Source organism: Pseudomonas sp. B3(2017), from assembly GCF_002113595.1.
Classification (GTDB): Bacteria; Pseudomonadota; Gammaproteobacteria; order Pseudomonadales; family Pseudomonadaceae; genus Aquipseudomonas; species Aquipseudomonas ekonensis.
In genome coordinates this window covers 1-19,324 of the sequence record NZ_NEIU01000017.1, presented here as the reverse complement: position 1 = coordinate 19,324, position 19,324 = coordinate 1, and the positions used below count along the sequence as shown (strand labels likewise).

At 70.1% G+C, this 19,324-nt stretch carries 8 protein-coding genes; all 8 read left to right on the top strand.

Features of this window, described 5'->3' with window-relative positions; genetic code table 11:
• The first annotated feature begins 7 nt into the window (after positions 1–7).
• Positions 8–961 carry a type II secretion system minor pseudopilin GspK gene (gene gspK / locus CAG33_RS21890; protein ID WP_085640514.1) on the top strand — a complete coding sequence of 318 codons (954 nt, stop codon included), beginning with the start codon at positions 8–10 and terminating at the stop codon, positions 959–961.
• Complete coding sequence (gene gspL, locus CAG33_RS21885; RefSeq protein ID WP_085640512.1) at positions 958–2,115, top strand: type II secretion system protein GspL; 1,158 nt, start codon at positions 958–960, stop codon at positions 2,113–2,115. Before gspK ends, gspL begins: the two co-directional genes overlap by 4 nt.
• Positions 2,108–2,656, top strand: a complete 549-nt coding sequence (gene gspM, locus CAG33_RS21880; RefSeq protein WP_085633391.1) for a type II secretion system protein GspM — start codon at positions 2,108–2,110, stop codon at positions 2,654–2,656. The genes gspL and gspM overlap by 8 nt, the downstream gene beginning before the upstream one ends.
• Positions 2,653–5,031 (top strand): type II secretion system secretin GspD, encoded by a 2,379-nt coding sequence (gspD, locus tag CAG33_RS21875; RefSeq protein WP_085640510.1) that lies wholly within the window; start codon positions 2,653–2,655, stop codon positions 5,029–5,031. The genes gspM and gspD overlap by 4 nt, the downstream gene beginning before the upstream one ends.
• Positions 5,028–6,434, top strand: coding sequence for a type II secretion system ATPase GspE (gene gspE / locus CAG33_RS21870; protein ID WP_085640508.1), 1,407 nt, complete (start codon positions 5,028–5,030; stop codon positions 6,432–6,434). Before gspD ends, gspE begins: the two co-directional genes overlap by 4 nt.
• On the top strand, positions 6,434–7,645 hold the full coding sequence (gene gspF / locus CAG33_RS21865; RefSeq protein WP_085640505.1) for a type II secretion system inner membrane protein GspF: 1,212 nt from the start codon (positions 6,434–6,436) through the stop codon (positions 7,643–7,645). Before gspE ends, gspF begins: the two co-directional genes overlap by 1 nt.
• Positions 7,646–8,150: 505 nt before the next feature.
• Positions 8,151–9,254 carry a substrate-binding domain-containing protein gene (locus CAG33_RS21860; RefSeq protein WP_085582256.1) on the top strand — a complete coding sequence of 368 codons (1,104 nt, stop codon included), beginning with the start codon at positions 8,151–8,153 and terminating at the stop codon, positions 9,252–9,254.
• 204 nt (positions 9,255–9,458) lie between these two features.
• A partial coding sequence (locus CAG33_RS21855) for a filamentous hemagglutinin N-terminal domain-containing protein (protein ID WP_085640503.1) occupies positions 9,459–19,324 on the top strand: 9,866 nt, incomplete at its 3' end.

Genomic DNA, 19,324 nt, shown 5'->3' with positions numbered 1-19,324 from the left:
GCCGGCCATGGAAAGCCCATCGAACCAGCGGGGCATGGCGATCATCAGCGCGCTGCTGATCGCGGCGGTGGTGGCGGTGATCGCCGCCGGCATGCTCACCCGCCAGAGCGTCTCGACCCGTGCGCTGGAAGCCGAGCAACTGCGGGTGCAGGGACGCTGGCTGCTGAACGGCGGCCTGGAACTGAGCCGCCAATTGCTCTGGGACGCCCGTCAGCGCGACCCGCTGACCCGGCTCGATCAGCCCTGGGCACAGGTGCTCAACGCCCACGGTTTCGAAGGGCGGCTGGAGGACGAGCAGGGCAAGTTCAACCTGCGCACGCTGGTGGCCAACGAACGGATCGATGACGGCCAGGTCGAGGCGTTCCAGCGCCTGTGCGCACTGATCGGCGTCAGCGACGCACTGGCCCGGCGCATCACTTTGCGGGTCATCGATTCCTACCCACGGCTGTTGAACCCGGCCCTGGCGGACAAGGCCTTGGCGAAGAATGGCTTCGACAGCGGCCGCGGCACTTCGCCCGGCGCCGCACGCAAGCCGCAGCCACCGACCCTGCCGATGCTGCGCACGCTTGAAGACCTGCGCAGCGTCGAGGGCGTCGACGACGCCGTCCTGCGCAAGCTGGCGCCTTACCTCACGGTGATCCCGGCCAACACCTGGGTCAACGGCAACACCGCCACCGCGCCGGTGCTGGCGGCGTATGTGCCGGGGCTGTCGCTGGAGCGGGCGCAGGCGCTGATCAATGAGCGCGACGCCGGCCGCTGGTTCATCAACCGCGGCGACTTCGTCAACCGCCTGCGCCTGCCGCAACTGGAGATGACCAGCGTCAAGGTCGGCATCACCAGTGACTGGTTCCGCCTGCGCGGCCAGGCCCGCCGCGAGCAGCGTCGGGTCAGCGTCGAAGCGCTGCTGCACCGAAGCCAAGACCGTCTGCCGCAGGTGATCTGGTCGAGGGTGGGGGTATGACGCCGGTGCGCGTGGGCCTGCCGCCGCTGGCGCAGCTGAGCCTGGACAGCGAGCTTGCCTGCGTGTGGCTCGACCGTCAGGGGCAGGTGGTCCGCCAACAGGTGCAGCGTCTGGGGCAACTGCCGGCCAAGACTCCGCTGGTGTGCTTCCTGCACCCGGCGGACAGCCTCCTGGCCAGCCTCGATTTGCCGCCGTTGCCGACCGCCAAGATGGCCGCCGCCGTCCAGTGCGCGGCCCAGACCCTGATGCTCGGCGACGTCGCCGCCATGCACGTGGCCCACGGTCCGCGGGATGACGCCGGGCAGGTGGCGGTGGCGTGGTTGGCGCGGCAGGAACTGCAACAGCTCGGGCGGTTGCTGCGCCAGACCGGGCTGCACCTCAAGGGCCTGTACCCAGCGGCCTACGGTTTACCGGTCATGGCCGGCGGGGTCGGTGGCGTGTTCGAGGGGCATCTGTTGCTGCGCGACAGCCTGCACACGGCGCGGATCCAGCCGCTGCTCGACGACGGGGAGCAGGCGGAACCCGGCGTGGCGCTGCACTGGATCGGCGACGACGCCCCGCAAGGCGCACAGTCGTTGCCGTCCGACCAGCGCTGGAGCGGACCGCTGCCGGCCTGGGGGCTGCATGCCGGCCTCCAGCAGCCGGTGGACCGGCGCGGCTGGGGACGGGCGCTGGGCTTTGGCGCACTCGCGCTGACGGTGTGGGTGACTGGCCTGAACCTGTACGCCGCCCGCGAAGCCGCGCAGGGCCAACAGCTCAAGGCGCAGATGATGCAACGGGTGAAACAGGCCTTTCCCGAATTGCCGGTGATCCTCAATCCGCTGCAACAGGCCCGTCAGCAACTGGCGGCGCGTCAGCAGGGGGCGGCGGACGATCCGGGGCAGGCCTTCAGCCGGCTGGTGCTGCAAGCGGGCAACGGCATGCCGTTCATGGCCGGCAGCGTGCAGCGCCTCACGTTCGTCGACGGCGCCCTGCAATTGAGCCTGCTGGACGACGCCCGGGCCGGCAGCGACAAGGGGTGGCAAGACACGCTGGCCCAGGCCGGGATCAGCGTCAGCCATGACGCGGACGGCTGGACGTTGCGTCCGGCCGGCGAGGCCCTCTCTACGGCAGGCGACGACGACGGCGACAACAGCGGAGCGGAAGATGAATAAGGTGACATTGGCCAATGGCCGCGCCGCCTGGCAGCGCGTCGCCCGGCAGGTGCAGGCCCGCTGGCAGCCGCTGGCCCAGCGGGAGAAACGCATGGTGATCGGCATGGCCGTCGCGGTGACGTCCCTGCTGGTGTGGGTCGCGCTGATCCAGCCGCCGTTGAAGAAGATCGCCGACTGGCAGGCCGAAACGCCGAAGCTGCGGGCCCAGGCCGAAGCCCTGGAGGTGCTGTTGCGCGACGTCAGCGCGCCGGCCGCCGGACAAGACCTCGAATCTTCGCTGCAGCACGGGTTGCAGGCCGCCGGGCTGGCGGGTCATTTCCGCTTGCAGGCGGTGCCGTCCGGCGGCTGGCAACTGACCTTCGACGCGGCCCCGGCGGACGCCGTGCTCGACTGGCTGCTGAGCCGCCCGCAACAGTTTTCGCTGCACGTGGTCGAGGCCCGTCTGCAACGCGCAGAGGCAGCCGCGACCGATGACACCGCCGGCACTCTGTCAGGCACCGTACGCATGGATCAGGCGCTGGGCGCTAAGGAAGCTTCATGAAGGGGTCAGGTTTCAACCCGGCGCGCAAGGCGCTGCCGATGCTGTTGGTGGCGTTGGGCGCGTGCAGCAACACCGCCCCGCAGAATCAGCCGCCGTTGCTGGTGGACAGCGAACTCGGCCGGCCCTTGGCCAACACCCAGCGCAGCGGCGACGCGGTGCTGGACCGTGAGCGGATGCAGGCCCAGGTCAGGCCTGCGCCCAAGCAACTGCACAACATCACCGCACGCGCCCGCAGCGGCGGGGCGGTGCAGGGGCCCGTCGCGGCGGCCAATCCATTGGGCGACCAACCGGTGACCCTGAACTTCGTCGAGGCCGACATCCAGGCCGTGGTGCGGGCGCTGTCCCGTTCCACCGGTCAGCAATTCCTGGTCGATCCGCGGGTCAAGGGCAACCTCACGCTGGTCTCCGAAGGCCAGGTGCCGGCCCGCCAGGCCTATGAGATGCTGCTGGCGGCGCTGCGCATGCAGGGCTTCAGCGTGGTGGACGTCGGCGGCGTCGCCCAGGTGGTGCCGGAGGCCGACGCCAAACTGCTCGGCGGGCCGATCTACAGCGCCGACAAACCGGCCGGCAACGGCATGCTCACCCGCACCTTCCGCCTGCAGTACGAGAACGCGGTGAACCTGATTCCGGTGCTGCGCCCGATCGTGTCGCCGAACAACCCGATCAATGCCTATCCGGGCAACAACACGGTGGTGGTCACCGACTACGCCGAGAACCTCAACCGCGTGGCGCAGCTGATCGCCGGCATCGACACCCCGAGCGCCATCGACACCGACGTGGTGCAGATCCAGAACGGCATCGCCGCCGACATCGCGCCGATGGTCGCCGACCTGCTGGACGCGCCGGGCAACGACCCCACGCAGAAGATCGCGGTGATCGGCGACCCGCGCTCCAACACCATCATCATCCGCGCCGGCAGCCCCGAGCGCACGGAGCTGGCGCGCAACCTGATCTACAAGCTCGACAACGCTCAGAGCAACCCGAGCAACCTGCACGTGGTGTACCTGCGCAACGCCCAGGCCGGCAAGCTCGCCCAGGCCCTGCGCGGCCTGCTCACCGGCGAGAGCGACAGCCGCACCGGCGACGGCGCCCGTTCGGTGCTCAGCGCCATGGGCAGCACGGCCAATGGCGGCGGGCAGGCCAACCAGAACGGCACGCAGACCACCACCGGCAGCACCACCACCGGCAGCGGTTCCGGCAACGGGGGCAGCTATGCCCAGGGCAGCAGCGCCGGCAGCGGCACCGCCGGCGGTCAGGCCAGCGAACAGAACGTCGCCTTCAGCGCCGGCGGCGTGACCATCCAGGCCGACGCCACCACCAACACCTTGCTGATCTCCGCGCCGGAGCCGCTGTACCGCAACCTGCGCGAAGTCATCGACCTGCTCGACCAGCGACGCGCCCAAGTGGTGATCGAAAGCCTGATCGTCGAGGTCGGCGAGGACGACGCCAGCGAATTCGGCGTGCAGTGGCAGAGCGGCAACCTCGGCGGCAAGGGCGTGATCGGCGGCGCCAACCTCGGCGGTTCCGGGCTCAAGCTCAACGGCAAGACCAGCCTCGACGTGCTGCCCCAGGGGCTGAACGTGGGCTACGTCAACGGCACCGTCGACATTCCCGGCATCGGCAAGGTCCTCGACCTCAAGGTGCTGGCCCGGGCGCTGAAGAGCAAGGGCGGCACCAACGTGCTGTCCACGCCGAACCTGCTGACCCTGGACAACGAGGCAGCGAGCATCTTCGTCGGCCAGACCATCCCCTTCGTCAGCGGCAGCTACGTCACCGGCGGCGGGGGCACCAGCAACAACCCGTTCCAGACCGTGACCCGCGAAGAGGTGGGCCTGAAGCTCAACGTGCGGCCGCAGATCTCCGAGGGCGGCACGGTCAAGCTCGACATCTACCAGGAGGTCAGCAGCATCGACGAACGTGCTTCGGCGGCGGCCACCTCGGCGGGGATCGTCACCAGCAAGCGCGCCATCGACACCAGCATCCTGCTCGACGACGGCCAGATCATGGTGCTCGGCGGCCTGCTCCAGGACGGCTACAGCCAGAGCAACGAAGCGGTGCCGTGGCTGGGCAGCCTGCCGGGGATCGGCGCGCTGTTTCGCAACGAACGCCGCTCGATCAACAAGACCAACCTGATGGTGTTCCTGCGCCCGTACATCATCCGCGACAGCGCGGCGGGGCGCAGCATCACCCTCAACCGCTACGACTTCATGCGCCGCGCCCAGGGCGGCCTGCAACCGGAGCGCAGCTGGGCGATGCCGGACATGCAGGCGCCGCAGTTGCCCAACGCCGCCCAGGGCGTGCCGGCGGTGGCGCCGTCCTCCGGGCCGCGGGCGACCATCAAGGCCGTTCCGCTGGAAGCGAGTCCGCGGTCATGAGCGCATTGCCCTACGCCTGGGCCAAGGCCCAGCGTATCTTGCTGCGCGACGGCGTGCTGACGGTGTGCCCGTCGACGCCGGGCTGGTCGATCAGCGAGGTGCGCCGCCAGTTCGGCGCGGCGCGGCTGGAGCGGGTGCGCGACGACGAGTTCGACGGCCTGCTCGCCAGCGCCTACGCCGACACCGGCAGTGCGGCGGCGGTGGTCGGCGCGGCGGAGAGCGAGGTCGACCTCGACCGCCTGATGCAGGACATCCCCGAGATCACCGACCTGCTCGACACCCAGGACGGCGCGCCGGTGATCCGCATGATCAACGCCTTGCTCACCCAGGCGGCCCGGGACGAGGCCAGCGACATCCACATCGAGCCGTTCGAGACCCATTCGGTGGTGCGCTACCGGGTCGACGGCACCCTGCGCGACGTGGTCTCGCCGCGCAAGGCCCTGCACGGCGCGCTGGTGTCGCGGATCAAGATCATGGCCCAGCTCGACATCGCCGAAAAACGCCTGCCCCAGGACGGCCGCATCACGTTGCGCGTGGCCGGGCGGCCCATCGACATTCGGGTGTCCACCGTGCCCACCGGCCACGGCGAGCGGGTGGTGATGCGCCTGCTCGACAAGCAGGCCGGTCGCCTGCACCTGGAGACCCTGGGCATGGACGCCCAAGTGCTGGCCCGCCTCGACGGCCTGATCCGCCAGCCCCACGGCATCGTGCTGGTCACCGGACCCACCGGCAGCGGCAAGACCACCAGCCTGTACGCCGCGCTGGCGCGGCTGGACGCCAGCACCAGCAACATCCTCACCGTGGAGGATCCGGTGGAGTACGACTTGCCGGGCATCAGCCAGATCCAAGTCAACGCCAAGATCGACATGACCTTCGCCCTGGCGCTGCGGGCGATCCTGCGGCAAGACCCGGACATCATCATGATCGGCGAGATTCGCGACCTGGAGACCGCGCAGATCGCCGTGCAGGCCTCGCTGACCGGCCACCTGGTGCTGGCGACCCTGCACACCAACGACGCGGTGTCGGCGGTCAACCGCCTGATCGACATGGGCGTGGAGCCGTTCCTGCTGGCGTCGTCGATGCTCGGCGTGCTCGCGCAGCGCCTGGTGCGGCGCCTGTGCGGCCACTGCAAGCAGCCGGATCCGGCCGCACCGGGCACCTGGCGCCCGGTGGGCTGCGCGGCGTGCAACCACACCGGCTACAGCGGCCGCACTGGTATCCATGAACTGTTCTGCATCGATGACGACATCCGCACCTTGATCCACCAAGGGGCAGGGGAGCAGGCCTTGCGCGCCTCGGCGCAGAAGGCCGGGATGCTCAGCCTGCGCGAGGACGGCGAGCGCTGGATCCGCAGCGGCGCCACCGCGCCCGAGGAAATCCTGCGCGTGACACGGGACGCCTGATGAACCGCTACCGCTTTGAGGCCGCCGACGCCGGCGGCAAGATCGAAACCGGGCACCTGGAGGCCGACAGCCAGAGCGCCGCGTTCGGCCTGCTGCGCAGCCGGGGCCTGACCGCGCTGTCGGTGCAGAAGGAAAACACCGCCGCCGGCCAGGGCGCCGGCGGCCTGTTCAGCCCGAAGCTGTCGGACAACGACCTGGCCTGGGCCACCCGGCAACTCGCGAGCCTGCTCGGCGCCAGCCTGCCGCTGGAAGCCGCCCTGAGCGCCACGGTGGAGCAGGCCGAGAAAAAGCACATCGCCCACACCCTCGGCGCCGTGCGCGCCGACGTGCGCAGCGGCATGCGCCTGGCCGAAGCGCTGGCGGCCCGGCCCCGGGACTTTCCGGAGATCTACCGGGCGCTGATCGCGGCGGGGGAGGAGTCCGGCGACCTGGCCCAGGTCATGGAGCGCCTGGCCGACTACATCGAGGAGCGCAACAACCTGCGCGGCAAGATCCTCACCGCGTTCATCTACCCGGGCGTGGTCGGGCTGGTGTCGATCGGCATCGTGATCTTCCTGCTCAGCTACGTGGTGCCGCAGGTGGTCAGCGCGTTTTCCCAGGCCCGCCAGGATCTGCCGGGGCTGACGTTGGCAATGCTCACCGCCAGCGATTTCATCCGCGCCTGGGGCTGGCTGTGCGCGGGGCTGCTGGGCGGTGCCTTCTGGAGCTGGCGCCTGTACTTGCGCAACCCGGCGGCGCGGCTGAGCTGGCACCACCGGGTGTTGCGGCTGCCGTTGTTCGGGCGGTTCGTGCTGGGGCTGAACACGGCGCGGTTCGCCTCGACCCTGGCGATCCTGGGCGGGGCCGGGGTGCCGTTGCTGCGGGCGCTGGACGCGGCGCGCCAGACCCTGTCCAACGAGCGCCTGAGCCTGAGCGTCAACGAGGCCACCGCCAAGGTGCGCGAAGGCGCCAACCTGGCGGCGGCGCTGAAGGCGGAGAACGTGTTCCCGCCGGTGCTGATCCACCTGATCGCCAGCGGCGAGAAGACCGGCGCGCTGCCGCCGATGCTGGAGCGGGCGGCGCAGACCCTGTCCCGGGACATCGAACGCCGGGCCATGGGCATGACCGCGCTGCTGGAGCCGCTGATGATCGTGGTGATGGGCGGGGTGGTGCTGGTGATCGTCATGGCGGTGCTGTTGCCGATCATCGAGATCAATCAGTTGGTGCAATAAGGCTGTGCCTTTGAGGTTGCCTGAACCGGCCTCTTCGCGGGCAAGCCCGCTCCCACAGTGATTGAGGTTGTCCGCAGCATCTGTGCTCACCGCAGAAACCTGTGGGAGCAGGCTCGCCCCGGACGACGATCCGACGAAGAGGTCCGCCCGATCAGTTAAGTTCTAAAATTTTTTCACCGCCTGATTCGTCACCCGAGTCCCGCGCCGGCCATCCTCGGGTTCTCCTTTCTGTCATCTGCAACGGCCGTTCAACGGCTCTGGCCGATCTTGCGCAAAACCCCGTCCCAGACAGCCGAAACGGCCGCGCAAACACCCGAGGAAAAACCGCCGGAAAGCGTCTTCGGCTCCCGAGGTTTTTTCCTTTATCTGTCACCGGAACCTGCGAATTTCTCCCTGCGACTTAACCACGGGCCACGTCAGCGACGGTCAGCGGTGAGTCCGACCCGCGTCATGCAAGTCACCTGAAAACCTGTGTACCCAACCTACGTTGAAAAGGAGATTCTTCATGTTCAAGCGCACTCTGATCGCCGCCTCACTGACTGTCGCCGCCCTGGCTTCCGCCCAGGCCATGGCCGTAACCGGTGGTGGCGCCTCACTGCCTGCCGCTCTGTACAAAGGCTCTGCCAACAGCATCCTGCCTGCCAACTTCAGCTATGCCGTGACCGGCAGCGGCGTGGGCAAAAGCGCTTTCCTGACCAACACCGCCTCGCAGTTCGGCACCACCGGCACCGTGCACTTCGCCGGCAGCGACTCGATCCTCAGCGCCACTGAAATCAGCACCTACAACACCAACTTCGGCGCTTCGTACGGCCCGCTGATCCAACTGCCTTCCGTGGCCACCTCGGTTGCCATCCCCTACAAGAAGGCCGGCCAGACCGCCCTCAACCTGACCAGCGCCCAACTGTGCGACGCACTGTCCGGCACCGCCACCACCTGGGGCACCCTGCTGGGCACCGCCGACACCACCCCGATCCGCGTCGTTTACCGCAACGTCTCCAGCGGCACCACCGAGATCCTCAGCCGTCACCTGAACTCGATCTGCCCGACCAAGTTCGCGGTCAACTCGACCTTCACCAGCGCCCGTCTGCCAGCCGGTTCGACCCTGCCTTCGAACTGGGTGGGCGTAGCCAACACCGCTGACGTCGCCACCGCCGTCAACGCTGTGGATGGCTCCATCGGCTACGTCGGCCCGGACGGCGTGAACGCCGCCAGCAACGCCGTGGTCGCCCGCGTCAACGGCGTACAGCCGACCACCGCCAACGTCTCGCTGGCCCTGGGTTCGGCCGCACTGCCGACCACGCCTTCGAACCCTGCCCAGTGGGTGCCGGTCGTGCCTAACCCATCGAGCGGCTACCCGATCGTGGCCTACACCAACTTCGTCTTCGGCCAGTGCTACAAGGACGCTTCCGTGGCCAACGATGTGCGCAGCTTCCTGACCACCCACTACAGCAACCCAGGCAACAACGCCGCCACCGTGGCCCACAGCTTCACGCCGGTTCCGACCAACTGGAAAGCCGCTGTGACCGCCAACTTCATCACCAACACCTCCGGCAACAACCTGGACATCAACAACGCCAGCGTCTGCAACGGCGTAGGCCGTCCTCTGTAAGCGCAGCACCCGGTGCAAGAAATGGCGGCAGCCCTCGGGCTGCCGCCGTTTTTTTTGGCCGGCCTACTCCTCGTTCATGAAGTTTGTGTGACATCCGTTCGGTCGCGGCGTCCGCCAACCGCCTAGGTGGTAACGGCAGGGGCGTGTGACCTGCGGTCTCTTGTGCCAGACAAATGCGCCAGACAAAAAAAGGATTTCGCAGTGATGCCCGCTCGCCCGTCCCGTCGCCGTAACGTTGCCCCGTCCCTCCCGCACGCCGCTGCGCAGCCGACCCTGTGGCTGCTCAAGCCGTTGGCGCACGCCGTCGCGCTGTGCCTGGTGGCGGGCAGCGCCGAAGCGGCGACCGCGTTCAGCTCCGGCTGGTTCGCGGCCAAGGGCGCCGCGCAGCAGAACGCCGCCGTACGGGGCAGCGTCGGCGGGTTGCCGGGCATGACGCCGCCGCTGGCCCAGCAGCAGCGGGCCAACCAGCAGTTGCAGCGCTCGCTGCAGACCCTCAACAACACCGTCGCCGCCATCGCCGCGCAGCAGGCCGTCCAGGCCGCCGGCCGCGCGGCGGCGCTGGGGTCGGTGCAATGGGTGCCGGACGGGCTCGGCGAAGGCGGGCTGAAGGTCGACAACAGCCTGGCCCAAGGTTGGCAGAACGCCAAAGGCCCGCAGCAGTCCCAGGCCGACGGCAAGACCACGGTGAAGATCGAGCAGACCGCCGACAAGGCGATCCTCAATTGGGAAACCTTCAACGTCGGCCGCAACACCACGGTGGAGTTCGCCCAGCAGGCGGACTGGGCGGTGCTCAACCGCATCAACGACCCGGCGGCGCGGCCGAGCCAGATCCAGGGCGCGATCAAGGGCGACGGCACGGTGATGCTGATCAACCGCAACGGCGTGGTGTTCAGCGGCTCAAGTCAGGTCAACGTGCGCAACCTGGTGGCCGCCGCCGCAACGATCAGCGACAGCCAGTTCCGCGACCGTGGCCTGTACGTCGACAGCAGCGGCAGTCAGGCGACCTTCACCGACGCCGCCGGCAAGGTGCTGGTGGAGCGGGGCGCGTCCCTGGAGACCCACGCGCCGGCCACGTCCACCGCTGCCGGCGGCTACGTGCTGCTGCTCGGCAACGAAGTGCAGAACGACGGCCGCATCGCCACCGCCAAGGGCCAGACCGTGCTCGGCGCCGGCGACCGCTTCTACATCCGCAAGGGCGCAGGCACCGAAGGCAACGTGTTCTCCACCACGTTCGGCAACGAAGTCACCCCGGGCTTCAAGGCCGGCGCCAGCGCGGGCAAGGTCAGCAACAACGGCCTGATCCAGGCGGCCACCGGCGACATCACCCTGACCGGCCACGAGGTGGTCCAGAACGGCGTGGCGGTGGCCAGTACCTCGGTGGCCACCCGGGGCACGATCCACTTGCTCAACCCGGCGGCCGACGCCGCCGGCAGCGTCACCCTCGGCCAGGGCAGCGCCACGGCGATCCTGCTCGACGGTAGCGACCTCACCGCCCTGGACAGCCAGCACCAGGCCGCGCTGACCGGGGTCAACGCCAACAACCGGATCCGCAGCGACCAGTCGCGCATCGACATCCAGAGCGGCGGCAGCGTCGAGTTCCAGAACGGTTCGGTCACCCTCGCCACCGGTGGGCAGGTCGCGGTGACGGCCCAGGGCCGCAGCGTGGTGCGCGACGGTGCGCTGATCGACGTGTCCGGGGCCGTCGGCGTGAAGGTGGCGATGGCGTCCAACAGCATCAAGATCAACGTCCAGGGCAACGAGCAGCGCGATGCCTCGGTCAACCGCGAAAAAGGCGCGCTCAACAGCAACGACGTCTGGGTCGACGTGCGTGAGCTGGTGTACGTGCCGGCCGGCACCAACGGCTACGCCACCGACCGCTGGTACACCGCCGGCGGCTTGCTGGAGGTCGGCGGCTACCTCGGCACCCGCGGCCACGGCATCGGCGAATGGATGGCCCAGGGCGGCACCGTGAGCTTCGCCGGCAACGACGTGGTCACCGAGCGGGGCTCGCTGATCAACCTGTCCGGCGGCACCCTCGACGTGCAGAGCGGCGAGATCCGCCAGAGCTGGCTGCGCGGCGCGGACGGGCGCCTGTACGAGGTCTCGCGGGCGCCGGGAGACCTGCTCTACACCGGGCTGTACAAGGGCTACGAAGACCGCAGCGAGCGCTGGGGCCAGACCAGCGTCTACTACAACCCGCTGATCGCACCGACCCAGCGTTTCGAGTCGGGCTACACCGTCGGCCGCGACGCCGGACAACTGGTGATCGGCACCCGCAGCGCGGTGCTGGGCGGCCGACTGCTGGGCGAAACCTTCCAGGGCGAGCGCCAGACCCAGGCCCCGCGCGCGGCGCTGGACGGCTACGAGCAGAGCCAGACCGCACTGGCCCGGCGCGCGCAACTGATCGTCGGCAGCTACGACCCGGCCTACGTGGCGGCGGCCGGCGGCCTGCTGTACGGCCTCAATCCATTGATGGACCGGGTGACGGTCGGCAAGGCCGACGGCACCGATGCCCCGGCGGATCTCGCCGGCAGCGTGCCGGCCGCACGCAGCGGTTCGCTGACGCTGGACGCCGACACCCTCAACGGCTGGCGGCTGGGTGCGCTGAAGGTCGCGGCCAAGGAGCGGATCGACATCAACCGTGCGCTGAGCGTCGACGCCGGCGGCGACATCACCCTGTACGGGCCGCAGGTGCACGTCGGCGCCGACCTCACCGCCCGGGGCGGCAGCCTGCACTTGGGCAATGTGCTCAACCAGCTCAACACCGACAAGCGTGCGGACACCCGGATCAATGCCCCGGCCGGCCAGCCGACCGTGGTGGACATCGCCCAGAATGTGCGCCTGGACACCCGTGGGTTGTGGAGCAACCTGCGCAGCGACCCCGACGACTCCGCCAGCCTGGCGTACCTCAACGGCGGTTCGGTGTCGATCCGCAGCAGCGGCGACATCCGGGTCGCCGCCGGCAGCCTGCTGGACGTGTCGTCTGGCGGCGCGGTGCTGGCCAACGGCAAGACCCGGGGCGGCAAGGGCGGCGACGTGACGCTGGAGTCCAGCGCCATTTCCGCCCCCGGCGATTCCCGGCTGATTTTCGACGGCGACGTGCGCGGCTACGGCGTCACCGGCGGCGGCAGCCTGACGGTGCAGGCCGGCAGGATCACGGTCGGTCAGAGCGCTGAAACGCCGGCAGCCGACACCCTGCACCTGACCCCGGCGCTGTTCGGCAAAGGTTTCTCCGCCTACAGCCTGATCGGCCTGAACGGGTTGACCGTGGCCGACGGCACGACCCTCGACGTGACGATGCCGGTGTACCGGTTCGCCGATGCGGCGGCCGACCGCCCCAGCGGCGTCGACCCGGACACGGCGATGCAGGTGTGGACGCCGACCCTGTTCCAAGAAAGCCCGACCCAGGGCCGCCTGACCCAGCGCGCCGGGGCCAGCCTGTCGTTGCAGGCCGGGGCCAGCCTGCGCAACCTGATCGATCCGGCCAACAGCCCGTTGCTGCTGGGGCAGGGGTCACGGATCAGCGTCGACCCGGGCCAGCGCATCAGCCTGCGCGGGCCGGGGCAGATCACCGTCGACGGCGAGCTCAACGCCTGGGGCGGCACCCTCGATATTCGTCAGCAGCAGTTTGCGGCCATCGACCCTGCGACCTCCGACCAGACCGCCGACCCGAAAGCGCACCAGCGTTCGATCCTCATCGGCGAACACGCTGTGCTCGACGTGGCGGGCCGGGCCGATACGGCGGTGGACGCCCTCGGCCGGGTGTACGGGCAGGTCGGGCGCGGCGGCAGCATCATCGTCGGCGGCGAGATCGACGCGAAGAAGGCCACGGCCACCTCCGCCGACGCCTTTGTGATCGTGCGCGAGGGCGCGCGGCTGGAGGCGTCCGGCACCGAAGCGACGCTGGACATCGCCGGGCAGGGGCCGACCCGGGTCGCCAGCGACGGCGGGCGCATCGCGTTCAGTTCTTACAACGGCCTGTCCCTGGAGGGGCGCCTGCACGCGGCGGCCGGCGGCGTCGGGGCGGCGGGCGGTCAGTTGGAGGTGGTGCTGGACTCGCCGCTGTACCAGGACAGCGCCGGCAACGAAGTGCGCAAGCCCCGGGAAATGGTCATCGGCCAGACCGCACAGCCGACGGACGCTTCGGCGCCGTTGAGCTACGGCCAGGCGCGGCTGAGCGCCGACCGTCTGATGGCGGGCGGCTTCGACAGCCTGAGCCTGATGAGCAACGGCTTTCTGTCCTTCGACGGCGATGTCGACCTGCGCATGGGCCAGCGCCTGAGCCTGTATGCCGGTGTGCTGTCGTTGAGCGAGCAAGGCAAGGACACCGCGCGGGTCAACCTGGCGGCGCCGTACCTGCGCCTGTCCGGCATCGGCCAGTACTTCACTAACGTCGGCGTCATCCGGCCGCTGATCCAGAACACCGCGTCCTCGCAATTGCCGGTGTCGCTGTCGGCGGCGCAGCTGCGGGCCAGCGCGGACCTGCTGGACGTGGCCAACAGCCTGTCGTTCGGTGCCAGCGGTTCGATCCTGCAGCACGGCGCCCCGGCGGTGTCCTCCGAGCGCCGGGGCTTCGACCGGGTCTCGCTGGAGAGCCGCGGCGACCTGCGTTTCCTCGCGCCGACCGACAGCAAGGCCAAGACCCAACTGTGGACGCCGGGGGATCTGGATCTCCGCGCGGCGCAGATCTACCCGGCCAGTGGCGTCACCGCCGACGTGCGTGTCGGCTTCACGCGTGCCGGCGCAGACGCAGGCCCCGGCCGCACGCTGAGCATTGGCGCAGCAGGCGCCGCGCCCCAGGCCTTGCCTTACTCGGTGTTCGGCCAACTGAACCTGTTCGCCGGGTACATCGAGCAGGGCGGTGTCTTGCGGGCGCCGTTGGGGATGATCACCCTGGGCGACGACCTGCTGACCCAGACCCGCGAAGTGCGCCTGTTGCCCGGCAGCGTGACGTCGGTCAGCGGCGCCGGGCTGGTGATGCCGTACGGCGGCACCACCGACGGGATCGACTACCGCTACAACGGCAAACCGGTGGTGCTCAACGGCATCAGCGGCGACACGGCCGGGGTGACGCTGCGCTCGCAGTACGTCGATGTGCAGAACGGCGCGCAGATCGACCTGTCCGGCGGCGGCGACCTGCGCGGCGCCGGTTTCGTGTCCGGGCGCGGCGGCTCCACCGATGCGCGGTTCAACCCGCTGGTGCGCAACGCCGCCGACGGCACGTTCAGCCTGCCGGGGCTGGCGGCCAACCCGGTGTACGCGATCGTGCCGGGCAACCAGAGCACCTACGCGCCGATGCTCGCGGAGGCGGGCGCGTCGGATCCGCGGATCGGCCAGCAGATAACGATCGGCGCCGGCGTGCCGGGCCTGGCGGCGGGCACGTACACCTTGCTGCCCTCGACCTTCGCCCTGTTGCCCGGCGCGTTCCGGGTCGAGGTCAACGGCCAGGCCACGACGGCGGCCGGCGGTGCGCTGGCGATGCGCAACGGGTCGTGGACGGCGTCGGGCCTGCTGTCGGTGGCCAACACCGGGCTGCGCGACAGCGTGGCCAGCCAGGTGATCCTGACCTCGGCGGAGGTGGTGCGCCGCTATTCGCAGTACAACGAAACCGGGCTCGCCGCGTTCATCCGCAGCGACGCCGGCCGGCGCGGCGTGCCACGGGCGCTGACCCCGGCGGACGCCAAGTCGCTCAACCTGTTCCTCACCAACGGCGGGCGCCACGACATCGCCCTGGACTTCAACGGCCAGGTGCTGTCCGGCGCGGCGGCGGGCGGCATGGCCGGTTCGGCGGTGGTGCGCGGCAGCAGCCTGGCGGACATCGAGATCCTCGGCGCCGGGCACTCGCGCAGCGAGGGCTTCACCGGGGTCTCGCTGTACGCCGACACCCTCAACCGGCTCGGCGCCGGTCGCCTGGCCATCGGCGCGACGCCCACGGTGGACTACGTCACGGCGGGCAACATCGTCGATTTCAAGGGCAACACCCGCAGCGTCACCCTGCGCGAAGGCGCGATGCTGTCGGCGCCGGAAGTCATGCTGTGGAGCAACGCGGGCAGCGGCGCCATCACCGTGGAAGCGGGGGCCGGCATCAACACCCTCAGCCGGGGCGGCGTGCCCTACGACTCCGCCAGCGGTTACGTCTACCAGCCGGGGGCCGCGAGCCTGCTGGTGGTGTCCAACGGCTGGAACAACGTGCTGGCGCCGGCAGCGGGCAACGGCATCACGTCCTCCGGCAGCATCCGCATCGGCACCTGCGCCACGGCGGCTTGTGCCGAACCGGCGCTGCTGTATTCCCAGGGCAGCATCACCGCCGCCACCGACAAGCAGTTCGAGCTGGGCGATTCGGTGCGCTTCGGCACCCGCCAACTGTCGCTGGCGGTGGGCGCGGTGAACGCCGGCAGCGCCGAGGCGCTCGCGCAGGCCGGCGCCAAGGTGCCCACCGGCCTGACCCTTAACCAGCAGGTGCTCGACCGCCTGCTGCGCGGCGACACGCAATTCGGCGCGCCGGCCCTGGAAACCCTGAACCTGACCACCCGCGAGGCGTTCAACTTCTACGGCAGCGTCACCCTCGACACGCTCGACCCCGTGACCGGCCAGAGCAAACTCAAGAACTTCATGCTGTCCACCCCGGCGGTCTACGGCCTGGGCGAGGCGGGCGATGTCGCGACCCTGCGCACCGCCAACCTGATCTGGAACGGCGCGACCCAGGCCCCCGGCGCGGTGGTCGCCGGCGGCGCGGGCACCGGCCGCGGCACCCTGGACATCCAGGCGCAGCGCATCGAGTTCGGCTACGGCGCCTATGCCCAGCCCAACGGCCTGGCGCAGAACGACCGCTTGGCGCTGGGGTTCGCCAACGTCAACCTGAGCGCCAGCGAGCGCATCACCGCCAACCACAAGGGCAGCCTGTCGGTGTACCAGACCCAGGGCGCCTACGACCCGGTCAAGGGCTACGCCTACAGCGGCGGCAACCTGAACCTGCGCACGCCGTTGCTGACCGGCGAGGCGGCGTCGGTCAACCGGCTCAAGGCCGGCGAACGCCTCACCCTCAGCGGCGGCGGTGGCTCGGCGCGCGCCGATGCGCTGGGCGCGGAGCTGACCCTGGACGCCCGCGACGTGGTGCTCGACAGCCGCATCGCCCTGGCCAGCGGCAAGCTGACGGTCAAGGCCGAACGGGATCTGACCCTGGCGGCCGGCGCATTGCTGGACGTGGCCGGGCGCACGCTGCCGTTCAACGACGTGAACAAATACAGCTGGGGCGGCGACGTGGTGCTGCACAGCGCCAACGGTTCGATCCTCCAGGCGACCGGCTCGCGCATCGACCTGTCGGCGCAGAACAACCAGGCCGGCACCCTCAGCGCGGTGGCCCTGGGGTCGGACGCAGGCATGGTCGATCTGCAGGGGCAGATCCTCGGCGCCGCCAGCGGGCGCTACGATGCCGGCGGCACGTGGGTGCCGTACAAGGCGGGCGGGGTGGACATCCGCGCCCAGCGCCTGGGCGGTGACCTCAGCGAGCAGTTCGCCGCGCTCAACGGGCGCCTGAACGCCGGGCAGGTGTTCGGCAGCCGCAGCTTCCAGCTCAAGCAGGGCAACCTTTTGATCGGCGACGGGCTCAAGGCCGGCGAGGTGAGCGTGTCGGTGGACAACGGCAGCCTGACAGTCGCCGGGCTGATCGACGCCAGCGGCGAGCGGGTCGGCAGCATCCGCCTGGCCGCCAAGCAGGGCCTGACCCTGGCCGGCAACGGGGTGCTCGATGCCCATGGCCGGGTGCTGCGGGTCGACAGCTACGGGCAGATCATCGACGCGCCGAACCGGGCGACGGTCGAACTCAACGCCGGCGACGGTCTGCTGACCCTGGCCCCGGGGGCGCGGATCGACCTGCGCCACGGCACCGACGCCGTGGCCGGCACCTTGCCGGGCCAGCATGACGGCCGGTTGCGCGGCACCCTGGAGCTGTACGCGCCGCGCCTGGGCGCCGACGACATCGCCATCGACGCCAGCGGGGCGCTGGACATCCAGGGCGCGCGCTCCATCGGGCTCAACGCCGTGCGGCGCTACACCGATGCCGCCGACGGCAGCGATCCGGCGGCCAGCGGCCGTCCTTACCAGGTGATCGATCAGGCCTACCTGAACCGGATCCACGTCGACAGCAGCGCGTTCATCGATGCTGCGCTGGACAACGGCGACCTGCTGCAACGCAAGCTCGCGGGCCTGCGCAGCAGCGCCTACAGCGACGCGTTGCACCTGCGCCCAGGCGTCGAGATCGCCAGCAAGACCGCCGACGGCGATCTGGTGGTGCAGGGCGACATCGACCTGTCGGGCTACCGCTACGCCAGCCTCAATCCGCACACGCAGAAGACCTCGGTGTACGGCTCCGGCGAGGCGGGCAGCCTGGCGATCCGCGCCGGCGGCAACCTCGACGTGTACGGCAGCCTCAACGACGGCTTTGCGCCGCCGCCGGAAACCGTGGACGACGCCGGCTGGAAACTGCTGCCGGGCATCCAGCCGTTCGGCGGCGACCTGATCGTGCCCGGCAGCGGCGTGACCCTGGCCGAAGGCACGCTGTTCCCGGCGGGCGCCACCCTCAACTACGACGTGCCGCTGCAGGCCGCGACCCTGGCCGCCGGCACGCTGCTGCCGACCCAGGGCACCCTGGCGGCGCCGTACACTTTCGCCGCCGGCACGGTGCTGGCCGGCGCCGTGCACGACGGCTCGGGCAATCTGCTGTACGCCGCCGGCACCTTGCTGGGCGACAGCGTGACCGTGCCGGCCGGCACCCGTCTGGGCGCCGGCATCCGCCTCAACGGCAACACGGCGCTGCTGGGCCTGACCTGGCCCAAGGGCGTGCCGCTGCCGGGCAGCGTCGAAGGCGATGCGCAGACCGTGAAGGGCGTGCGCCTGAGCGGCTCGCTGGCATTGCTGCGCGGCTCGCTGATCCCGTCCATGACCGACGTGGCGCTGGCCGAAGGCACGACGTTCATCGAACTGCGGCCGTTGAGCGGCAGCGCCCAGGGCCGCAATTGGGCGGTGGCCAGCCTGCTGCCGTCGGGCAGCGCGTCGTGGTCGATGCGGGTGGTGGCCGGCGCCGACCTGGACGCCGCCGACACCCGCGCGGTCAAGCCGGTGGCCAGCGACGGCCACCTGCGCCTGGCCGACACCCATTACGGGATGAAAATCACCGAGAAGCCGCCGACGCTGGTATGGGGCGAGGGCAACCTGGGCGGTTTCACGCCGGGGGATCCGGTGCCGGACGACCTCAAGGACTGGTGCGACTGGGCACCCAACTCCTGCGTGCCGGCGCCGCGCTGGCGCTGGGCGCCGGGCAACTGGATGGGCATGCCGGACAACGCGCCGATGACCGACGACGACGTGCTGGCCTGGTGCGGTTCGTTCCCGGAACTGTGCGTGGAAAACAAGCCGGGCGTCACCGTGAAGACCCGCACCCAGATGTTCAGCGTGCTGCGCACCGGCACCGGCGATCTGGACGTGCTGGCGGCCGGCGACCTGAGCATGGCGTCGCCGTTCGGCGTGTACACCGCCGGCACCCAGTCGGCCGACGTCGATCCGCGCTTCAACCAGCCGCGCGGGCGCCTGTCGGACAACGGCTCGGTGCTGGGCAGCGCCGATGCCGACAACGAGAAGTGGGTCGACGGCGGCCGCGACAGCCTGTACCAGGCCTGGTATCCGCAGCTGGGCGGCAACCTGACGGTCAATGCCGGCGGCTCGGTGTCCGGTGATGTGCTCGGCCGTCGCGGCTATTCGCAGAACATGGACACCCGCGAGCAGGTGCCGAGCGTAGCCGTCGGCAACTGGCTGTGGCGCCAGGGCACCGGCAACGCGGACGTGCCGACCGCGTGGTGGATCAACTTCGGCAGCTATGCGACCCAGCCGCTGCCGGACCAGAGCGTCGATACCGGCGCCTATCTGGTCGGCTTCACCGGTTTCGGCACCCTGGGCGGCGGCAACATCAGCCTGCGCGCCGGCGCCGACGGCGGCCAGCTCAAGGCGTTGGGCGGCAGCGGCAACACCAACCTGTACCCGCGCGGGCAAGGGCTGGTGGTGGCGGTGGGCAGCAC